At 54.5% G+C, this 20,266-nt stretch carries 19 protein-coding genes and 1 other RNA gene; 14 read left to right on the top strand and 6 right to left on the bottom strand.

The features are described from left to right. Positions 1-201: 201 nt before the first annotated feature. From garL to AC2TE5_RS19960, 13 genes are all read left to right on the top strand, one after another. Positions 202-972 (top strand): 2-dehydro-3-deoxyglucarate aldolase, encoded by a 771-nt coding sequence (gene garL / locus AC2TE5_RS20020; protein ID WP_484612265.1) that lies wholly within the window; start codon positions 202-204, stop codon positions 970-972. 21 nt (positions 973-993) lie between these two features. Further along, entirely contained in the window at positions 994-1,884 is an 891-nt protein-coding gene (gene garR / locus AC2TE5_RS20015; protein WP_121424739.1) for a 2-hydroxy-3-oxopropionate reductase, read from the top strand. 100 nt (positions 1,885-1,984) lie between these two features. Continuing rightward, an RNA gene (gene rnpB, locus AC2TE5_RS20010) (RNase P RNA component class A) lies at positions 1,985-2,361 on the top strand. Positions 2,362-2,560: 199 nt separating this feature from the next. Then, the gene (locus AC2TE5_RS20005; RefSeq protein ID WP_484612264.1) at positions 2,561-3,715 is read left to right on the top strand and encodes a PAAR domain-containing protein; all 1,155 of its coding nucleotides are present in this window, start codon (positions 2,561-2,563) and stop codon (positions 3,713-3,715) included. Between the two features lie 256 nt (positions 3,716-3,971). Then, entirely contained in the window at positions 3,972-4,388 is a 417-nt protein-coding gene (locus tag AC2TE5_RS20000) for a hypothetical protein (protein ID WP_249665891.1), read from the top strand. A gap of 798 nt (positions 4,389-5,186) precedes the next feature. Next, positions 5,187-6,107, top strand: a complete 921-nt coding sequence (tdcA, locus tag AC2TE5_RS19995; protein WP_008501504.1) for a transcriptional regulator TdcA — start codon at positions 5,187-5,189, stop codon at positions 6,105-6,107. Between the two features lie 101 nt (positions 6,108-6,208). Then, a complete protein-coding gene (gene tdcB, locus AC2TE5_RS19990) occupies positions 6,209-7,198 on the top strand; it encodes a bifunctional threonine ammonia-lyase/L-serine ammonia-lyase TdcB (protein ID WP_032640996.1) in 990 nt (329 codons plus the stop codon). 9 nt (positions 7,199-7,207) lie between these two features. After that, the gene (gene tdcC / locus AC2TE5_RS19985; RefSeq protein ID WP_213328897.1) at positions 7,208-8,539 is read left to right on the top strand and encodes a threonine/serine transporter TdcC; all 1,332 of its coding nucleotides are present in this window, start codon (positions 7,208-7,210) and stop codon (positions 8,537-8,539) included. A gap of 30 nt (positions 8,540-8,569) precedes the next feature. Next, on the top strand, positions 8,570-9,778 hold the full coding sequence (gene tdcD / locus AC2TE5_RS19980; RefSeq protein ID WP_213328946.1) for a propionate kinase: 1,209 nt from the start codon (positions 8,570-8,572) through the stop codon (positions 9,776-9,778). 15 nt (positions 9,779-9,793) lie between these two features. Beyond that, entirely contained in the window at positions 9,794-12,088 is a 2,295-nt protein-coding gene (gene pflB, locus AC2TE5_RS19975) for a formate C-acetyltransferase (protein ID WP_484612263.1), read from the top strand. Between the two features lie 149 nt (positions 12,089-12,237). Next, positions 12,238-12,648, top strand: a complete 411-nt coding sequence (locus AC2TE5_RS19970) for a Spy/CpxP family protein refolding chaperone (RefSeq protein ID WP_148243368.1) — start codon at positions 12,238-12,240, stop codon at positions 12,646-12,648. 261 nt (positions 12,649-12,909) lie between these two features. Then, a complete protein-coding gene (locus tag AC2TE5_RS19965) occupies positions 12,910-14,241 on the top strand; it encodes an SLC5/6 family protein (RefSeq protein WP_484612262.1) in 1,332 nt (443 codons plus the stop codon). 20 nt (positions 14,242-14,261) lie between these two features. Further along, positions 14,262-15,566: an L-cysteine desulfidase family protein gene (locus AC2TE5_RS19960; RefSeq protein ID WP_213328900.1), complete on the top strand. Its 1,305-nt coding sequence runs from the start codon at positions 14,262-14,264 to the stop codon at positions 15,564-15,566. A gap of 80 nt (positions 15,567-15,646) precedes the next feature. Here AC2TE5_RS19960 and AC2TE5_RS19955 read toward each other — a convergent pair whose 3' ends face one another. After that, positions 15,647-16,348, bottom strand: coding sequence for a pirin family protein (locus AC2TE5_RS19955; protein ID WP_484612261.1), 702 nt, complete (start codon positions 16,346-16,348; stop codon positions 15,647-15,649). Positions 16,349-16,452: 104 nt separating this feature from the next. On the opposite strand from AC2TE5_RS19955, the gene AC2TE5_RS19950 reads away from it, so the two are divergent. Then, positions 16,453-17,355, top strand: a complete 903-nt coding sequence (locus AC2TE5_RS19950; protein ID WP_213328901.1) for a LysR family transcriptional regulator — start codon at positions 16,453-16,455, stop codon at positions 17,353-17,355. Between the two features lie 41 nt (positions 17,356-17,396). Here AC2TE5_RS19950 and AC2TE5_RS19945 read toward each other — a convergent pair whose 3' ends face one another. The 5 genes from AC2TE5_RS19945 to AC2TE5_RS19925 form a co-directional block, all read right to left on the bottom strand. After that, positions 17,397-17,762 (bottom strand): DUF805 domain-containing protein, encoded by a 366-nt coding sequence (locus AC2TE5_RS19945; RefSeq protein ID WP_023294635.1) that lies wholly within the window; start codon positions 17,760-17,762, stop codon positions 17,397-17,399. Positions 17,763-17,869: 107 nt separating this feature from the next. Next, positions 17,870-18,856, bottom strand: a complete 987-nt coding sequence (locus AC2TE5_RS19940; RefSeq protein WP_159514973.1) for a glutathione S-transferase family protein — start codon at positions 18,854-18,856, stop codon at positions 17,870-17,872. A gap of 71 nt (positions 18,857-18,927) precedes the next feature. After that, positions 18,928-19,320, bottom strand: coding sequence for a DoxX family protein (locus AC2TE5_RS19935; protein WP_023309292.1), 393 nt, complete (start codon positions 19,318-19,320; stop codon positions 18,928-18,930). A 253-nt stretch (positions 19,321-19,573) separates the two neighbouring features. After that, positions 19,574-19,870, bottom strand: coding sequence for a YqjK-like family protein (locus AC2TE5_RS19930; protein WP_213328903.1), 297 nt, complete (start codon positions 19,868-19,870; stop codon positions 19,574-19,576). A 2-nt stretch (positions 19,871-19,872) separates the two neighbouring features. After that, the gene (locus tag AC2TE5_RS19925) at positions 19,873-20,265 is read right to left on the bottom strand and encodes a phage holin family protein (RefSeq protein ID WP_023333540.1); all 393 of its coding nucleotides are present in this window, start codon (positions 20,263-20,265) and stop codon (positions 19,873-19,875) included. Position 20,266 lies beyond the last annotated feature (1 nt).

The raw sequence follows: 20,266 nt of genomic DNA, 5'->3' as shown, positions 1-20,266 counted from the left end.
TTGTGCATATGCAAAAATTTTTATCAAAATGTATCGCAATGCTTGAGCGTTACAACAATGTGTGGTCGTGGATTGCGTCTTATACTGAATGACGATTTTATAACGCCAAAATACGTCAGAATAATAAATATAATGCTGGCGCGGTGTCTGAATAAATAAAATGATACTGAAAAAGGCTGCGGAATAAAAAAGGTAAATACGATGAGTAACGATATCTTCCCGAATAAATTTAAAGCGGCCCTCGCGGCGCACCAGATTCAAATTGGCTGCTGGTCCGCGCTGGCAAACCCAATCAGTACCGAAGTGCTGGGCCTGGCCGGTTTCGACTGGCTGGTGCTGGACGGCGAACATGCGCCGAACGATATCAGCACGTTTATTCCGCAGCTGATGGCGCTGAAAGGCAGCCACAGCGCCCCGGTAGTGCGTGTACCCACCAATGAGCCGGTGATTATCAAGCGTCTGCTGGATATTGGTTTCTACAATTTCCTGATCCCGTTTGTGGAGACGGAAGAACAAGCGGCGCTGGCCGTAGCCTCAACGCGCTATCCGCCAGAAGGGATCCGCGGCGTTTCCGTTTCGCATCGCGCCAATATGTTTGGCACCGTGCCGGACTACTTCGCGCAGTCTAATAACAACATCACCATTCTGGTTCAGATCGAGAGCCAGCAGGGCGTTGATAACGTCGACGCGATTGCAGCCACAAACGGTGTGGACGGTATCTTCGTCGGCCCAAGCGATCTGGCTGCCGCCTTTGGCCATCTGGGTAACGCCAGCCACCCTGACGTGCAGCGCGCGATCCAGCACATCTTTGCCCGCGCTAAAGTACACGGCAAACCGTGCGGCATTCTGGCGCCGGTTGAGGCTGATGCCCGTCGCTATCTGGAGTGGGGAGCCACGTTTGTTGCCGTCGGCAGCGACCTCGGCGTATTCCGCTCGGCTACGCAGAAATTAGCGGACACTTTTAAAAAATAACCATCATTGAGGAAACAGATTATGACGCTGAAAGTGGGTTTTATTGGCCTGGGGATCATGGGTAAACCAATGAGTAAGAACCTCATCAAAGCGGGTTACTCACTGGTGGTATCCGATCATAATTCGCAGGCCGTGGCTGAGGTAATGGCGGCTGGCGCAGAAACGGCCACCACCGCCAGAGCCATTGCCGAGCAGTGCGATGTCATCATCACCATGCTGCCAAACTCCCCGCATGTTAAAGAGGTCGCGCTGGGTGAAAACGGCATTATCGACGGTGCGAAGCCGGGCCTGGTACTGATTGATATGAGCTCTATTGCGCCGCTCGCAAGCCGTGAAATCAGCGAGGCGTTAAAAGCGAAGGGCGTCGATATGCTAGATGCGCCGGTCAGCGGCGGTGAGCCGAAAGCGATCGACGGCACGCTGTCGGTGATGGTCGGCGGCGATAAAGCTGTATTCGATAGATTTTACGACCTGATGAAAGCCATGGCGGGCTCCGTGGTGCATACCGGGGACATCGGGGCGGGTAACGTGACCAAGCTGGCAAATCAGGTTATTGTGGCGCTGAACATTGCCGCCATGTCCGAAGCGCTGACGCTGGCAACCAAAGCGGGCGTCAATCCGGATCTGGTCTATCAGGCCATTCGCGGTGGTCTGGCGGGCAGTACCGTGCTGGATGCCAAAGCGCCGATGGTCATGGATCGTAATTTCAAACCCGGTTTCCGCATCGACCTGCATATCAAAGATCTGGCGAACGCGCTGGATACGTCACACGGCGTGGGCGCACAGCTGCCGCTGACCGCGGCGGTCATGGAGATGATGCAGGCGCTGCGTGCCGATGGCCTGGGCACGGCCGATCACAGCGCGATTGCATGCTACTACGAAAAACTGGCGAAGGTGGAAGTGGCGCGTTAATCACGCCTTGCCCACACCTTAGGGTGACAGTGGCGCGTTAATCACGCCTTGCCCACACCTTAGGGTGACAGCGGCGCGCAAACCCTCTATACTGCGCGCCGAAGCTGACCAGACAGTCGCCGCTTCGTCGTCGTCCCTTTCGGGGGAGACGGGCGGAGGGGAGGAAAGTCCGGGCTCCATAGGGCAGGGTGCCAGGTAACGCCTGGGGGGGAAACCCACGACCAGTGCAACAGAGAGCAAACCGCCGATGGCCCGCGCAAGCGGGATCAGGTAAGGGTGAAAGGGTGCGGTAAGAGCGCACCGCGCGGCTGGTAACAGTCCGTGGCACGGTAAACTCCACCCGGAGCAAGGCCAAATAGGGGTTCACAAGGTACGGCCCGTACTGAACCCGGGTAGGCTGCTTGAGCCAGTGAGCGATTGCTGGCCTAGATGAATGACTGTCCACGACAGAACCCGGCTTATCGGTCAGCTTCAACTTCTTCTAAAACGATCGTTGATGTGTCTCAGGTGTAAAAAATGGGATGCATCAGCGGTTGTCTTTTTTCCTGCCCTCCATTACGTATACCTATTGAGTAATACCTGATTAAGTTTTACTTAAGTCTGATGTTTCTTGTTTGAGAGATTATTGCTTGTAAACTGTCCAGCATTGTTATTTCCATAACAAGTAGAGGGACTTATGGCAACAGGTTATTATCTGCGGGTTGGAGACCAAACTACCTGTGGTGGCAAAATCTTAACCGGAACCCCGGTAATAGATTGGTACGGTGCTAACGCTGCGCGCGAAGGCGATTTTGTTTCTTGTGGAAAAAATCCAGGTGTTTCCTACAAAATTATCGGGGGCACAGAGGGATTTTTGGACAAAACGCAGCAGTTAGCCGGAACATTGGATAGTATCAGCTCCTGCCCGTGCAAGGCGAAGTTCATTCCTTCCATTCCGGACTGTTATGAAAAAGAAAATGTATCTTCGTCAAGACGTTCAAATGTAGCGGCAGCGTCCCCAGTCGCACTGATGCCAAAACTTCGTTCAGAGCCGGAACCAGAACAGCACGCCCAGACCGCGAAAAAGAAAACAGGAATAGACGCAGGTTTTGCCATTATCCCCTATGGTGGCACTACGGAAGCCTGGCAACGTCTGTTGTTCACAGAGAGCCCACCTGCAGGTGTAAAAGAACTCTTTGCCGCGCTGAACGGCCGGGATGAAAGATATAAAGCCGGTTCTATTATGCTGGTGGTTGACCCTGATAAGCAGGACAGCGAACAAATTGCACATATGCAGACCGCGAAAGCGCGAGTTGATGCAGCGTTAGCTCCTCTCTCCATTCAGCAAGCCAACTTTCTCTACAAGTACAAAGACACCATTGAGATGTTCGCTGCTGCTGCCAGTACGGCGAGCGATACTTATGGATACTCAGGACAAGCAACCGAAGCCGCGAAAGGGTATTTTGAACAGGTAGAAAAAATCCTTGTCGAGATAGAGAAAACCTACACGAACCAGTACATCACCAGTGGCACACTGATCGGTGAACAATTCTTTGTTGAGCGCCGTCGCCTGTTCGGGCAACTCGATAGCGTGCTGAAGATGTTCATGAAGCATCGTTTCATGTTCAATGAATACACCGACCTTAAAAGCGCCCTCGGCCTTTCCAGCCGTTCAATCACTCACCGCTGGAATGAAACAGGCATTAGCGATATAGAGGGTTACGCCACCCACATTGAGAAGCTGGCGAAGTACGTCAAGTGGATGGAAACAGCCGGGAAGATCGGCATTGGTCTGTCTGCCTTTGATACAGCCGCAAAGATCATCGAAGCCTGCAGCGTGGGCCGAGATTGAGCGAAAACGTCGTTTACCTCTATTGGAGAGTTTTCCGGTAGCCTGATCGGCGGTGCGATAGCTGGAAAAATTGCGGGTACAGCCGCAGCAAATACCGTCTGTGCGATAGTGCTTGGCGCTGCAACCATAGAAGCCGCAGGTGCCGGAGCATTACTTTGTACGCTTGGTGTAAATGGCGCTATTGCATATGGGAGCGATAAAGCCACATCCGCGTTCGGTGGCTTCGTTGGTGAATCGCTATATGAGGTTACAAGCAATGACCATTGATGACCTACTTAGCGCCAAGGCAACAGTAATTATTGGTGCACTTGCTTTCGGCTTCGGTATAGCCAGTATCATAGCCTCAGTTCTGAACAGGGATAGATTTAAAGAGATCTGCATCCTGTACAAAGAAAGATACGGTAGTTTGCCTGATGCTGTATTGCTGTTCGAGAACGTCAACACGCTCTATGTCAAAGTGGCATACAGCACAAAAGTGAGTTTTATATACATGCCGCTGTTGTGGAATAAAAGCTCAATCCTGACCAAAAACGATGACAAGGACTTTATTCGTGGGCTACCAAAACGGCTTATTGGCCCATTCTACGCGGAGATATACCTGGCGGTTGTCAGTCTGTTGTTTTTTATCGTTGGTGTATTACAAATGTTAGCAATTAGGCATGGTTGGGTGTGAAAGGAGCTTTACTCGGTGGACTTTGCACTGTAACACAAACTGCGATACAGACTGCGACACAAGACAACTCCAGCGCCGCAGATGCCTGACGTATGGATGAACGAAGCCGCCTTATCGGTCAGCTTCAACTTCTTAAAAAACCCCGCTTCGGCGGGGTTTTTGCTTTCAGGGTGTTGTAGGTCGGGTAAGCGCAGCGCCACCTCAATTCTCATATTTGCGACATTAAGCACATTTCACTATTTTTATCCCTTCAGTATCGCTCCCGCGTCTGTAGACGATCGCCATCACAAAATTTCACGCTAAAAAACGCACGATTTTCAGTATTGATAATTTGTTATGATTGTTACCTTAATGATCGCGAATCTTTTCTCGTTTGATATGCATATATTGAAATCAAATACATTTCTCCCGTGAATATGTGACGTATTCCACTCTTTTCTGCCAGCCTGAAAATTCGCGTCGTAAAAATTTGATAAATTGAAAGAATGTTTCAAACAAATAGCGGTTATTTATTGGCCTTTAATTGCCTGAAATATCGTCTTTATTGATTTTTTCCGGACGGTAAAATTTATCCGGGTTATCGCCATAAAATAAATTTATTACCGCTATTTTTGTTGATCAATATCAGCGTAGTGGCGTATTTATCCTATGGTATTCGTTTGATAAATAACTGTTTTATTTGTTTTTTGAGGTGTGGGTAAAGGGGGCTGGAAAGCAAATTGTGAGTAACAGCACATACCCCTTCAAACATTATTGAGTAGAATTCACCCCGTCATAGGGAAATAAGTGCAGAATATTATGAACACTATTATTCTACCGAAAACACAGCACCTCGTGGTATTTCAGGAAGTCATTAAAAGTGGCTCCATAGGTTCTGCAGCAAGACAGCTGGGCCTGACTCAACCCGCCGTCAGCAAAATCATCAGCGATATTGAGTCCTACTTCGGCGTGGAAGTGATGGTGCGTAAAAACACCGGCGTAAAACTCACTGCCGCGGGCCAGGTTCTGCTCTCGTACTCTGAGTCGATCACCCGCGAAATGAAAAATATGGTGAGTGAGATTAACAGCCTGAGTTTCAGCACCGTTATGGACGTTTCCTTTGGTTACCCGTCGCTGATCGGCTTTACCTTCCTGTCTGAGATGATCAAAAAATTCAAGGAAGTGTTCCCGAAAGCACGCGTCTCGATGTATGAAGCCCAGCTCTCCTCTTTCCTGCCGGCCATTCGCGACGGTCGTCTGGATTTCGCTATCGGCACGCTGAGTGATGAAATGCTGTTGCAGGATCTGCACGTCGAACCGCTGTTTGAGTCCGAGTTTGTGCTGGTCGCCAGCAAAACGCGAACGTGCACCGGCCCGACGACACTGGCATCGCTCACGCACGAGCAGTGGGTGATGCCGCAAACCGATATGGGCTACTACAAAGAACTTCTGACCACCCTGCAAGACAACCACATCAGCATCGAAAACATCGTCCAGACCGATTCCGTCGTCACCATTTATAACCTTGTCCTGAATGCCGATTATCTGACGGTCATTCCCCGCGACATGATTGCACCGTTCGGTTCTGACCAGTTTATAGTGCTGCCAGTGGAAGATGAATTACCCGTGGCGCGTTATGCTGCCGTGTGGTCAAAAAATTACAGGATTAAAAAATCGGCGTCAGTATTAGTTGAGCTGGCAAAACAATATTCGTCGATGAATATCGAAAGACGACGATGAATAATTAGCACCCATTTTAAAAACACCCAGAGCGTTAACGTGTTAACGCGCTGATACCCTGACTTTGCCTGAAAAGAATGAATTATTATAACGAGGATATTATGCATATTACCTACGATCTCCCGGTAACGATTGAAGATATTCAGGACGCCAGAAAACGACTGGCAGGAAAAATATATAAAACCGGTATGCCACGTTCGAATTACCTGAGCGAACGCTGTAAGGGTGAAATATTCCTGAAGTTTGAGAACATGCAGCGTACCGGCTCGTTTAAGATCCGCGGCGCGTTTAACAAGTTAAGCTCGCTGACCGACGCTGAAAAACGCAAAGGCGTTGTCGCCTGCTCCGCGGGGAACCACGCGCAGGGGGTGTCCCTCTCCTGCGCCATGCTCGGCATCGACGGCAAAGTAGTGATGCCGATGGGCGCGCCGAAATCCAAGGTTGCCGCTACCCGCGACTACTCCGCAGAAGTCGTGCTGCACGGTGAAAACTTCAACGACACCATCGCCAAAGTCAGCGAAATCGTCGAGATGGAAGGGCGTATTTTTATTCCCCCTTACGACGATGCCAAAGTGATCGCCGGGCAGGGCACCATCGGTCTTGAAATTCTCGAAGATTTATACGACGTGGATAACGTCATTGTGCCTATCGGTGGTGGCGGTTTAATTGCCGGGATTGCGACGGCAATTAAATCCATCAACCCCACCATTAATATCATCGGCGTGCAGTCAGAAAATGTTCACGGCATGGCGGCATCGTATCAGGCCGGAGAAATAATGAGCCATCGCGTTACCGGCACGCTGGCCGACGGCTGTGACGTTTCTCGTCCCGGTAATTTACCGTTCGAAATTGTTCGCGAGCTGGTTGATGACATTGTGCTGGTCAGCGAAGACAACATTCGCGACAGCATGATCGCGCTTATTCAGCGAAATAAAGTGGTGACGGAAGGCGCGGGCGCCCTGGCCTGTGCCGCGTTATTAAGCGGCAAGCTTGACCACTATATTCAGGGTCGTAAAACCGTCTGCATTATTTCCGGCGGCAATATCGATCTCTCCCGTGTTTCCCAAATTACCGGCTTCGTTGACGCATAAAGGTGACCTATGAGCAACACAGAAAGCATTATCGTTGGCCAGACAAAAACGTCCTCCTGGCGTAAGTCTGATACCACCTGGACGCTTGGCCTGTTTGGTACCGCCATTGGCGCAGGCGTGCTGTTCTTCCCCATTCGCGCAGGCTTTGGTGGATTGATCCCTATCCTGCTGATGCTGGTTCTCGCGTTCCCGATTGCGTTTTACTGCCACCGCGCGCTGGCGCGTTTGTGTCTGTCCGGCAGCAACGTCTCCGGCAACATCACCGAAACGGTGGAAGAGCACTTTGGTAAGACCGGTGGGGTGCTGATCACTTTCCTCTACTTCTTCGCCATTTGCCCGCTGCTGTGGATTTACGGCGTCACCATTACCAACACCTTTATGACTTTCTGGGAAAACCAGCTCCAGCTGCCTGCGCTGAACCGCGGCGTGGTGGCGCTGTTCCTGCTGCTGCTGATGGCCTTTGTTATCTGGTTTGGTAAAGACCTGATGGTGAAGGTCATGAGCTTCCTGGTGTTCCCGTTTATCGCCAGCCTGGTGCTGATTTCCCTGTCGCTGATCCCTTACTGGAACTCGGCGGTGATCGACCAGGTCAACCTGAGCGATATCGCCTTTACCGGTCATGACGGCATTCTGGTCACGGTGTGGCTGGGTATCTCCATCATGGTCTTCTCCTTCAACTTCTCGCCTATCGTCTCCTCGTTTGTGGTCTCCAAGCGCGAAGAGTACGAACCTGAGTTCGGTAAAGAGTTCACCGAGCAGAAATGTTCCAAAATCATCGGTCGCGCCAGCCTGCTGATGGTGGCCGTGGTGATGTTCTTCGCCTTTAGCTGTCTGTTTACGCTCTCTCCGCAGAACATGGCGGACGCCAAGGCGCAGAACATTCCGGTGCTCTCCTACCTGGCGAACCACTTTGCGTCAATGTCCGGAACCAAATCGACGTTTGCGACGGTACTGGAATACGGTGCTTCCATCATCGCGCTGGTGGCTATCTTCAAATCCTTCTTCGGTCACTACCTGGGCACGCTGGAAGGGCTGAATGGCCTGATCCTTAAGTTCGGCTACAAGGGCGATAAGAAGAAAGTTTCTGTTGGCAAACTGAACACCATCAGCATGGTGTTCATCATGGGCTCCACCTGGGTTGTGGCCTACGCCAACCCGAACATTCTGGACCTTATTGAAGCCATGGGTGCGCCAATCATCGCCTCTCTGCTATGCCTGCTACCGATGTATGCCATCCGCAAGGCGCCTGCGCTGGCGAAATACAAAGGGCGTACCGAGAACATCTTCGTTACCGCGGTCGGCCTGCTGACCATTCTGAATATCGTTTACAAACTGTTCTAACCCATTGCTCAGGAAGAGCGGAGTCACATGATGATTGAGTTTCCGGTTGTACTGGTTATTAACTGCGGATCGTCCTCTGTTAAGTTTTCGGTGCTCGACGCCAGCAGCTGCGATGCCCTGATGACGGGCATTGCAGACGGGATCAACACCGAGAAGGCCTTTATTTCCGTGAACGGGGGTGAGCCGGCCAGGCTGGCTCACCAGGACTACGAAGGGGCGCTGGCTGCCATCGCCCTGGAGCTGGAGAAGCGTAACCTGATGCGCAGCGTGGCCCTAATTGGCCACCGCATTGCGCACGGCGGCGACCTCTTCAGCGAGTCGACCCTGATCACGGAAGAGGTGATAGAGCAGATCCGCCAGGTCTCCCCGCTGGCGCCACTGCATAACTACGCCAACCTGAGCGGCGTGGAAGCCGCGGAGCGCCTGTTCCCGGGCGTGCAGCAAGTGGCGGTATTTGATACCAGCTTCCACCAGACGCTGCCGCCGCAGGCGTATCTGTACGGATTGCCGTACCGCTATTTTGAAGCGCTGGGCGTGCGCCGCTACGGCTTCCACGGCACCTCTCACCGCTACGTGGCCGCGCAGGCGCATACGCTTCTCGGGCTGTCCCCCGATGACAGCGGCCTGGTGATTGCCCATCTCGGCAACGGGGCGTCCATCTGCGCGGTGCGCAACGGCGAAAGCGTCGATACCTCGATGGGGATGACGCCGCTGGAAGGGCTGGTAATGGGGACGCGCTGCGGCGACGTGGACTTCGGCGCGATGGCGTGGATTGCCCAGCAGACCGGGCAGTCGTTCGAGGATCTGGAGCGCGTGGTCAATAAAGAGTCCGGGTTGCTGGGGATCTCCGGCATCTCCTCCGATTTACGCGCGCTGGAGAAAGCCTGGCACGAAGGCAATGAGCGGGCACAGCTGGCTATCCATACCTTCGTTCACCGCATTGCGCGACATATCGCCGGGCACGCGGCGTCGCTGCACCGCCTGGATGGGGTGGTCTTTACCGGCGGCATTGGCGAAAACTCGAAGCTTGTCCGCGCGCTGGTGGCGGAACATCTGAACGTATTCGGCATCCGCCTCGACGACGCCAAAAATGCCCTGCCGGGCAGCGCGGGTGAGCGCGTGATCTCCACCGAGTCGTCCCGCGTGGCCTGCGCGGTTATCCCTACCAACGAAGAAAAAATGATCGCGCTGGACGCCCTCCGTCTTGGGAAGGTTACTCCGGCCGCGGCTTACGCCTGATAAAGCGAGAAACACATGAAAGTAACAATCGATACGAGCGTCGCGCCCTACAGCGACGCATGGGCCGGGTTTCGCGGTGAAGAATGGAAAAACGCCGTCAACGTCCGCGATTTTATTCAGCATAACTACACCCCTTATGAAGGCGATGAAGCTTTCCTCGCGCAGGCGACGCCAGCAACGACGGCGCTATGGCAGAAGGTAATGGTCGGCATTCGCCAGGAGAACGCCACCCACGCCCCGGTGGATTTTGACACCAACATTGCCACCACTATTACGGCCCACGGGCCGGGCTATATCGACCAGGATCTGGAGACGATCGTCGGTCTGCAAACCGATAAGCCGCTCAAGCGCGCGCTCCATCCGTACGGCGGGATCAACATGATCCGCAGCTCGTTCGAAGCCTATGGCCGGGAGATGGATCCGCAGTTCGAGTACCTGTTTACCGACCTGCGCAAAACCCACAACCAGGGCGTGTTTGACGTCTACTCCCCTGAGATGATGCGCTGTCGTAAATCCGGCGTGCTGACCGGTCTGCCGGACGGCTACGGGCGCGGACGCATCATCGGCGACTATCGCCGCGTGGCGCTGTACGGGATCGCTTATCTGGTGCGCGAGCGTGAACTCCAGTTTACGGATCTGCAGGGCAGGCTGGAGCGCGGTGAAGATCTGGAGGCGACGATCCGCCTGCGTGAAGAGCTGGCGGAGCACAAGCGCGCGCTGCTGCAGATCCAGCAGATGGCGGCGAACTATGGCTTTGATATCTCGCGCCCGGCGATGAACGCCCAGGAAGCGGTGCAGTGGGTCTATTTTGCCTACCTTGCCGCGGTGAAATCCCAGAACGGCGGGGCGATGTCGCTGGGGCGCACGGCCTCGTTCCTCGATATCTACATTGAACGCGACATGCAGGCAGGAAGGCTGAATGAAGTCCAGGCGCAGGAGCTGATCGACCACTTCATCATGAAGATCCGCATGGTGCGCTTCCTGCGCACGCCGGAGTTCGACACGCTCTTCTCCGGCGATCCGATCTGGGCGACGGAAGTGATCGGCGGCATGGGGCTGGACGGGCGCACGCTGGTGACCAAAAACAGCTTCCGCTATCTGCACACGCTGCACACCATGGGGCCTGCGCCAGAGCCGAACCTGACGATCCTCTGGTCTGAACAACTGCCGATCGCGTTCAAGAAATACGCCGCGCAGGTGTCGATCGTCACCTCTTCGCTGCAGTATGAGAACGACGATCTGATGCGTGCGGACTTCAACAGCGACGACTACGCCATTGCCTGCTGCGTCAGCCCGATGGTGATCGGCAAGCAGATGCAGTTCTTTGGCGCGCGCGCCAACCTCGCCAAAACGCTGCTGTACGCGATCAACGGCGGGGTGGATGAGAAGCTGAAGATCCAGGTCGGCCCGAAAACCGAGCCGCTGCTGGATGACGTGCTGGATTACGACACCGTGATGGCGAGCCTCGATCACTTTATGGACTGGCTGGCGGTGCAGTACATCAGCGCCCTGAATCTCATTCACTACATGCATGATAAGTACAGCTACGAAGCCTCGCTGATGGCGCTGCACGACCGAGAGGTCTATCGTACCATGGCCTGCGGCATTGCCGGGCTGTCGGTAGCGGCGGATTCTCTGTCGGCCATTAAATATGCCACGGTGAAGCCGGTGCGCGACCATACCGGACTGGCGGTCGATTTCGTGATTGAAGGAGACTACCCGCAGTACGGCAACAACGACGACCGCGTGGACAGCATCGCCTGCGACCTGGTGGAGCGCTTTATGAAGAAAATTCAGGCGCTGCCAACCTACCGCAACGCGGTGCCAACCCAGTCGATCCTGACCATCACCTCCAACGTGGTTTACGGCCAGAAGACCGGGAACACGCCGGACGGACGCCGCGGCGGCACGCCGTTTGCGCCAGGCGCGAACCCGATGCACGGTCGCGACAGAAAAGGGGCGGTGGCCTCGCTAACGTCTGTAGCCAAACTGCCGTTCACCTATGCGAAAGACGGGATCTCGTACACCTTCTCCATCGTGCCGCAGGCGCTGGGCAAGGACGAGCTGGTGCGCAAAACCAACCTGGTAGGGCTGCTGGACGGGTACTTCCACCACGAAGCGTCCATTGAGGGTGGGCAGCATCTGAACGTCAACGTCATGAACCGGGAAATGCTCCTTGATGCCATCGCGCATCCCGAGAATTACCCGAACCTGACGATCCGCGTGTCAGGCTATGCGGTGCGGTTTAACGCCCTGACGCGCGAGCAGCAGCAGGATGTGATTTCGCGAACGTTTACTCAATCTATCTAAAAATGAGTTCTCATGCCCCCTCAACGCAGGGGGCATTTTTTTGCCCGCTAAACATACAAAATTGTTTATATAATTACTGACACATATTCATCCGCTCTTGAAAAACAATACGCCTGCTTTTCCCTATAACAGCATGTAAGGACAGTAAGATGATGAAAATGACCCGTATTGCGCTGGTCGCCGCCTCGCTGGCAGTGTGCAGTTTTACGGCACAGGCCGCGAACGTTGAGGCTGCCCCGTCTCCATCGCAGGATCCGCTGGTACAGCACCTGAAGCTCAGCAATGAGCAGGTTAAGAAGATTGAAGATCTGCATAAGCAGCTGGAACAAAATGTCAGCAAGATCCCGATGACGGGCGTGAAGGACGGCGCGCTGATCGACATGTTCCAGGCGGGTAAATGGGACGAAAGCACGGTGAAAAGCCAGCTTACCGCCTTTAGTAAAATTGAAGAGCAGACCCGTTATTACCGCGTGAAATATTACTTCGACGTCAGCCAAGTATTGACGCCGGAACAGCGTAAGCAGATTAGAACCGACATGGCTAACGCGCTGGCTGAGTGATTTCCTACCCGCGCACGGCGCGGGTTTTTATTTCTTGATCGTCGTCACTTTTAGAAAAATAACGCATATTAAACCTTCAAAAAAGCAAAATTTCCCCCAGCTTTTGAAAATCCTTATAAAAATTGTGACTTTTTTCTCCCTCGCTCCGGATATGATTTTCTCACATCAACAATAAGCACCTGCTGCTCTCTGAATCGCAATCGCTGGCGATCGGAAACCTATAAAAACAACTGTTTACCCTACAAAATAAGCGAGTGCCCAATGGATACGGTAACAAACAGCAGTGTGATTGTGAGTGATTCCCCCGCGGCAAGGCGGGCGGGAATGAGCGAAAGCGAGTGGCAAGAGGCAATTAACTTCGACAGCACCGACACGGGCTGGGTCATCATGAGTATCGGGATGGCTATCGGCGCGGGGATAGTTTTTCTCCCCGTACAGGTAGGATTAATGGGGCTGTGGGTGTTTTTGCTCTCATCAATAATCGGCTATCCGGCCATGTATTTATTCCAGCGTCTGTTTATTAATACGCTGGCGGAATCGCCGGAGTGCAAAGATTACCCGAGCGTCATTAGCGGTTATTTGGGGAAGAACTGGGGCATCTTATTAGGCGCGCTCTATTTCGTGATGCTGGTGATCTGGATGTTTGTCTATTCCACGGCCATCACCAACGACAGCGCCTCGTATTTGCACACCTTCGGCGTGACCGACGGTTTGTTATCCGACAATCCGTTTTACGGTTTATGCCTGATCTGCATTCTGGTGGCCATTTCGTCGCGCGGTGAAAAGCTGCTGTTTAAAGTCTCCAGCCTGATGGTGCTGACCAAGCTGTTTGTGGTGGCGGCGCTGGGGCTGTCGATGATTGGGCTCTGGCATCTGGCCAACGTGGGCATGCTGCCGCCTGCGGGGCTGCTGATTAAAAACGCCATCATTACGCTGCCCTTTACCTTAACCTCCATTCTGTTTATTCAGACCTTAAGCCCGATGGTGATCTCATATCGTTCACGTGAAAAATCCGTGGAGGTTGCGCGTCACAAGGCGCTGCGGGCGATGAATATTGCCTTTGGCATACTGTTTGTGACGGTCTTTTTCTACGCCGTCTCTTTCACCCTGGCGATGGGGCACGATGAGGCGGTTAAAGCCTACGAGCAGAACATTTCGGCTCTGGCGATTGCGGCGCAGTTTATCAGCGGTGACGGCGCGGGCTGGGTCAAAATTGTCAGCGTGATCCTCAATATTTTTGCCGTGATGACCGCGTTCTTCGGCGTTTACCTCGGCTTTCGCGAGGCTACGCAGGGTATCGTCATGAACATCCTGCGCCGCAAAATGCCGGCAGAGAAAATCAGTGAAAACGCCGTCCAGCGCGGAATTATGCTGTTCGCCATTCTGCTGGCCTGGAGCGCCATTGTCTTAAACGCGCCGGTGTTGAGCTTCACCTCCATTTGCAGCCCTATCTTCGGCATGGTGGGCTGCCTGATCCCTGCATGGCTGGTCTACAAGGTGCCGGCTCTGCATAAATATAAAGGCGTATCGCTGGTGATAATCGTCATCACCGGACTGCTGCTTTGTGTTTCTCCTTTCCTCGCATTCTCCTGAGGGTAATTAAGGTCGTAACGATGTCTAAGCAAACTCATCCTTTATGGAATCAATTTATTCGCGCGGTGCAGGAAGAAGTGAAGCCTGCTCTTGGGTGCACCGAACCCGTCTCTCTGGCGCTGGCCTGCGCGATGGCCGCAGACCTTCTGCCGGGGGAGGTCACGCAAATAGAGGCGTGGGTATCGCCGAACCTGATGAAAAACGGGCTGGGCGTAACGGTGCCGGGCACCGGCATGGTCGGGTTACCCATTGCGGCGGCGCTGGGCGCGACTGGCGGTAAAGCCAACGCCGGACTGGAGGTGTTGAAAGATGTCACCGCCGATGCGCTGATACGCGCCAAAGCCCTGCTTGAGGCGGGGCTGGTGCAGGTCAAACTGCAGGCGCCGTGCGATGAGATCCTTTACTCGCGCGCCTGTGTTCATGCAGGGGACACCTCGGCAATGGTGACTATCGCTGGCGGGCATACGCGAGTGGTGGAGGTGGTTTGTCAGGGCGAAACGCGCTTTAGGCTTGACGATCAACGGTGCCAGACGAACGACGATCCGCTGGCGGTGCTTTCCACTACCACGCTGTCGCAGATCCTGGAATTTGTTGAGCAGGTGCCGTTTGAGGCGATCCGCTTTATCCTGCAGGCAGGGCAGTTGAACGATGCGCTCTCCCGCGAAGGGCTCAGCGGGAAGTGGGGGTTGCACATTGGCGCAACGCTCAGTAAGCAGCGCGCGCGCGGATGGATGGCGCAGGATCTGGGGTCAGATATTGTCATTCGTACCAGCGCAGCCTCGGATGCCCGTATGGGCGGCGCGACGCTGCCGGCGATGAGCAATTCGGGCTCTGGCAATCAGGGGATCGCCGCTACTATGCCGGTAGTGGTCGTGGCTGAACACGTTCAGGCTGACGACGAACGGCTGGCGCGGGCGCTGATGCTGTCACATCTTTCGGCTATCTATATCCACGTCCAGCTTCCACGCCTGTCGGCGCTGTGTGCGGCGACAACGGCAGCGATGGGCGCTGCGGCGGGGATGGCGTGGCTGATGGGCGGTTCTTACCAGACCATTTCAATGGCGATAGGCAGTATGATCGGTGACGTCAGCGGGATGATCTGCGACGGGGCATCTAACAGCTGCGCCATGAAGGTCTCAACCAGCGTCAGTAGCGCCTGGAAAGCGGTGATGATGGCACTGGATGACTCTGCCGTAACGGGCAACGAGGGGATTGTGGCGCACGATGTGGAGCAGTCGATCGCAAACCTGTGCGCGCTGGCGTGCCGCTCAATGCAGGAAACGGACCGGCAGATTATTGAGATTATGGCGAGTAAGGTGTTGTGATTTAATCCAACCCGTTACCCTTCACCCTAACCCTCTCCCACAGGGAGAGGGAACCGATCGAGCGAGGGGGCGTGTTTATCTTAAACCGGCAAATCAATCAGCAGCGCGCGCAGCGGCGTATCCGCCACCAGGGTGATATTCGCTTCATCACGAATAAACGCCCCGTCGCCGCAGGTGAGCGCTTCTTTCTCTTCCGTGTGCGTCACCGCATGCACCGTACCGTGAATAGACTGCAAATAGGCGCGCGGACCATGAAGCTGGAGGCTCGCCTGTTCACCTTTCTTCAGCTCGATATGGTGCAGCCACACCTGCTGACGCAGCTGCAGACTACCTTTACTGCCGTCCGGCGATGCAATAAGCTGCTGCTTATCGCCCGTTAAATCTAACTTCTGTACCAGCGGATTTTCCCGCTCAGGGCAGGCGTCCAGCCACAGCTGCATACGGGTCAGCGTTTTGTCTTTGCTGAGGTTATGCTCGCTGTAGCTAATGCCCGGCTGCGTGGAAATTAACAACGCTTCGCCAGCCTTTGCCTGGACATGATTGCCCTCGCTATCGCGGTATTCTGCCTCGCCTTCCAGGATCAGGTTCAGGATATCGACTTTCGGGTACGTACGCGGCTGGAAGGAGGCGCCCGGGGCGAGCACTTCCTGGTTCAACACGCGCAATGAAGCGTAACCGAGGAGTTTAGGGTCAAAGTAGTGTCCAAAGGAAAAGGTGTAGCGGGCCTGCAGCCAACCGAAATCGGCTTGTCCGCACTGTTTAGCTGTTCTTGTCGTAATCATAAACTTGACCTCTCTTTACACTAAAACAATGGTAAAGGTATGGACGCTGCATTGTTAGCCAGATATTCTGCCCGGTATGTTCAAATTTCCTGAATGAGAACGAGATGGCTAAAGAGAGAGCATTGACGCTTGAGGCGCTTCGCGTCATGGACGCGATTGACCGGCGCGGCAGTTTTGCGGCGGCGGCAGATGAGCTGGGGCGCGTTCCGTCTGCGCTAAGCTACACCATGCAGAAGCTGGAGGAAGAGCTGGACGTGGTGCTGTTTGACCGCTCCGGTCATCGAACAAAATTCACCAACGTGGGGCGAATGCTGCTGGAGCGCGGCCGCGTGCTGCTGGAAGCGGCGGACAAGCTCACGACAGACGCGGAAGCGCTGGCGCGCGGCTGGGAGACCCATCTGACGCTGGTGACGGAAGCGCTGGTGCCGACTGAAGCGCTGTTCCCGCTGGTGGACCGCCTGGCGGCGAAGGCCAATACACAGCTGTCAATCATCACCGAGGTGCTGGCAGGCGCGTGGGAACGTCTGGAAACGGGCAGGGCGGATATCGTCATTGCGCCGGACATGCACTTCCGTTCCTCATCAGAAATCAACTCGCGCAAGCTTTACAGCGTGATGAACGTCTACGTTGCCGCACCCAATCACCCGATTCATCAGGAGCCGGAGCCGCTCTCGGAGGTAACGCGCGTGAAGTATCGCGGCGTGGCGGTGGCGGATACCGCGCGCGAGCGTCCGGTGCTGACGGTGCAGCTGCTGGATAAGCAGCCTCGTCTGACGGTGACCTCGCTGGAAGACAAACGGCAGGCGCTGCTGGCAGGTCTGGGCGTGGCGACCATGCCGTACCCGTTTGTGGAAAAAGACATTGCTGAAGGGCGGCTGCGCGTTGTCAGCCCGGAATATAGCCACGAGGTGGATATCATTATGGCGTGGCGTCGCGACAGCATGGGCGAAGCCAAATCGTGGTGCCTGCGCGAAATACCTAAACTCTTCGCCCACCAGAATAAATAAACGAGTAGGCCCGGTAAGCGTAAGCGCCACCGGGCGTTATTTTACGCGCCGATCTTAGGATCGGGACCAAAGCGGTTTTCGCCCGGCGTCCCGCTCTGGCAGTTGAAAATCAAAATCACGATCCAGCCTACAATCGGGATCAACAGCAGCAATAGCCACCACGCTGAACGATCGGTGTCGTGCAGTCGACGGAACAGCACCGCCCATGATGGCAGCAGGACCAACAGGCCATAAATGGTGGTCAGCACGCCTTCACCGCCAGCCCGCTCCCAGCCGAGAATTTTATCCACAATACCCAGCACCATGATAAGGATGAAGTTCACCAGAACGAACATCCAGTACTCTTTGCGGCGGGCACGGCCACCAAATCCAATGTAGTTGCGCAGTACTTTTAAATACCAGTCCATTTTTCCTTGCCTCAATAGTCGGTCAATCACTTGTTTTCTAAGCAATCAAAGTAAGGATAGATGGAGATTGTGAATTAAAAAAGGGCATCCATTGATGCCCTTAATATTTATCCAAAACGGACGTCGCGCCCGTGAGGTTCATCCAGATCCTGCCACGGCCCAATGGAGATAATGCCCGTCGGGTTGATGGTTTTGTGGCTGCGGAAATAGTGGGTGCGAATATGGTCGAAGTCGACCGTGTCGGCAATCCCCGGCATCTGGTAGATGTCGCGCAGGAAACCATACAGGTTCAGGTAATCGCTGATGCGGTGCTTGTCGCACTTAAAGTGGGTGACATAGACCGGATCAAAGCGAACCAGCGTGGTCCACAGGCGAATGTCCGCTTCCGTCAGGCGATCGCCCGTCAGGTAGCGATGCTTGCCCAGGAGCTGTTCCAGACGCTCCAGCGATTCAAACACCTTTCCAACCGCTTCGTCATACGCTTCCTGGCTGGTGGCGAAACCGGCCTTGTAGACACCGTTGTTGACGTTGTCGTAAATCCAGCTGTTCAGCTCGTCAATTTTCTCACGCAGCTCAACCGGATAGTAATCTCCGGCACGGGCGCCGTGCGCGTCAAACGCGGTATTGAACATGCGGATGATTTCCGCAGACTCATTGCTGACAATCGTCTGGTTTTTCTTGTCCCACAGCACCGGCACGGTAACGCGCCCGGTGTAGTGCGGATCGGCGCGCAGATAGAGCTGGTAAAGGAAATCGTGGTGGTAAAGATCGTCGCCGGTCGCCGCAGGGAAATCACTGTCAAACGTCCAGCCGTTTTCCAGCATCAGCGGGTTCACGACTGAAACCGGAATTAAGGATTCGAGACCTTTAAGCTTGCGCACGATCAGCGTGCGGTGTGCCCACGGGCAGGCAAGCGAAACATAAAGATGATAACGGTCTTTCTCAGCCGCGAAGCCGCCTTCGCCGCTCGGGCCTGGCGCGCCGTCGGCGGTCAGCCAGTTACGGAAGGCCGAAACAGAGCGCTTGAAGCGACCTCCGGTGGATTTGGTGTCATACCAGACATCCTGCCATACGCCGTCTACGAGTTGTCCCATTTTTTCTCCTCCGTCAGATAGCAAAAACGAGGAGATGTCTCCTCGCTTTGTGTTCATTCAGTATAGCGTGCTTACCATTTCTTATTCAGAACGCGGTCGATGCTGTATGCGCCCGGGCCAGTGACGGCCAGCAGCAGGAAGCCACCCGCGATGGTCAGGTTTTTCATGAACATCAGAGAGTTCACGCCTTCCGCAAAGTTGCTGTGGAAGATGAACGCCGTCAGCACGGTGAAGCCTGCGGTAAACAGCGCGGTGGTACGGGTCAGGAAGCCGAACAGGACTGCCAGGCCGCCGCCGAACTCAAGAAGAATGGTCAGTGGCAACAGGAACCCCGGAACGCCCATGGCTTCCATGTACTGCTGGGTACCCGCATAACCGGTGATTTTTCCCCAACCTGCCACGATGAACAGAATTGGCATCAGAATACGCGCGACCAGTACACCAACATCTTCTAATTTTTTCATTTTACTCTCCAGGAAACCACATGAGCGGCTGAACTTTATTTGTCTGCAATTCCGGGTAGATACCGCGGTATTGCTGTCGATGGAGAGCATCATAAACGGGGCGGGTAGCAATTGTTAGCTAGGAAAACTGTCAATCTAATTCAAAGATATTGAGTAAGGGGGCGTGCGCGCTGGTGCCCTCACCCCAACCCTCTCCCACAGGGAGAGGGCGCAAAAACAAAAAACGGTAACCAGGGTTACCGTTTTGCTTTTATCACCGTAACTGCTGCTGACGGATCGTTGCTTTCACCAGACGCCAGGCGCTCCAGGCGCCAAATCCACGACGAGCCCAGCGGATCAGCATGTTCGGATGACGAACGGACCAGATAGCCATCACGCTGCTGCCGACCAGCGCCCAGGAACGCAGGCTCAGGACGGTATTCCAGCCCCGGTCAAACCGTCGCGTCGCGTCAACCCAGCCGCGACGACTGGCAGACAGATCCAGCCGTTGCTGCTGGATCTGGCTTAACAGGTACGCTTTTCGCTTTTGACGTTCGGCTTTACCGCTCACGGCTAGTCATCCTCCAGCAGGGCGCGATCGTTCGCCAGCTCCTGACGCGTATGGCGCAGGAAAGTGGACTTGCGGGCTTTACGCAGCGTCCAGATACCGCCTATCAACGCTGCGACCAGCAGAACGACGGTGGTGGCAATCATCGCGTTAAGACGATACTGGGGATCAATGGCCCAGATGATTAACACCATCAGGCTCATCAGACCAAACGCGGCGAAGAGCATGGTCAGCCCGAGCATCAGCAGCATCTGGAAGAGGTTCGCTTTCTCCTCCTCCAGCTCGACCACTGCCAGCCGGACGCGCGTTTCGGCAATCCCGACCAGCGTCGTTAAAATACGCTGGCCGATGCCGAGGACGTTGTTAGCAGGCCCTTGTGCGTGACGAGGATCTTCCATA

The organism is Enterobacter sp. N5-15 (assembly GCF_057221635.1).
This window is presented reverse-complemented; position numbering and strand designations above follow the sequence as displayed.

Bases quoted from the DNA above. Each gene is read 5' to 3' on its own strand.
- AC2TE5_RS20005 (WP_484612264.1), top strand. From the start codon at position 2,561: ATGGCAACAGGTTATTATCTGCGGGTTGGAGACCAAACTACCTGTGGT.
- AC2TE5_RS20000 (WP_249665891.1), top strand. From the start codon at position 3,972: ATGACCATTGATGACCTACTTAGCGCCAAGGCAACAGTAATTATTGGT.
- AC2TE5_RS19955 (WP_484612261.1), bottom strand. From the start codon at position 16,348: ATGATTACGACAAGAACAGCTAAACAGTGCGGACAAGCCGATTTCGGT.
- AC2TE5_RS19945 (WP_023294635.1), bottom strand. From the start codon at position 17,762: ATGGACTGGTATTTAAAAGTACTGCGCAACTACATTGGATTTGGTGGC.
- tdcC (WP_213328897.1), top strand. From the start codon at position 7,208: ATGAGCAACACAGAAAGCATTATCGTTGGCCAGACAAAAACGTCCTCC.
- garL (WP_484612265.1), top strand. From the start codon at position 202: ATGAGTAACGATATCTTCCCGAATAAATTTAAAGCGGCCCTCGCGGCG.
- AC2TE5_RS19950 (WP_213328901.1), top strand. From the start codon at position 16,453: ATGGCTAAAGAGAGAGCATTGACGCTTGAGGCGCTTCGCGTCATGGAC.
- tdcA (WP_008501504.1), top strand. From the start codon at position 5,187: ATGAACACTATTATTCTACCGAAAACACAGCACCTCGTGGTATTTCAG.
- tdcD (WP_213328946.1), top strand. From the start codon at position 8,570: ATGATTGAGTTTCCGGTTGTACTGGTTATTAACTGCGGATCGTCCTCT.
- pflB (WP_484612263.1), top strand. From the start codon at position 9,794: ATGAAAGTAACAATCGATACGAGCGTCGCGCCCTACAGCGACGCATGG.
- AC2TE5_RS19925 (WP_023333540.1), bottom strand. From the start codon at position 20,265: ATGGAAGATCCTCGTCACGCACAAGGGCCTGCTAACAACGTCCTCGGC.
- AC2TE5_RS19965 (WP_484612262.1), top strand. From the start codon at position 12,910: ATGGATACGGTAACAAACAGCAGTGTGATTGTGAGTGATTCCCCCGCG.
- AC2TE5_RS19935 (WP_023309292.1), bottom strand. From the start codon at position 19,320: ATGAAAAAATTAGAAGATGTTGGTGTACTGGTCGCGCGTATTCTGATG.
- AC2TE5_RS19960 (WP_213328900.1), top strand. From the start codon at position 14,262: ATGTCTAAGCAAACTCATCCTTTATGGAATCAATTTATTCGCGCGGTG.
- AC2TE5_RS19970 (WP_148243368.1), top strand. From the start codon at position 12,238: ATGATGAAAATGACCCGTATTGCGCTGGTCGCCGCCTCGCTGGCAGTG.
- AC2TE5_RS19940 (WP_159514973.1), bottom strand. From the start codon at position 18,856: ATGGGACAACTCGTAGACGGCGTATGGCAGGATGTCTGGTATGACACC.
- tdcB (WP_032640996.1), top strand. From the start codon at position 6,209: ATGCATATTACCTACGATCTCCCGGTAACGATTGAAGATATTCAGGAC.
- garR (WP_121424739.1), top strand. From the start codon at position 994: ATGACGCTGAAAGTGGGTTTTATTGGCCTGGGGATCATGGGTAAACCA.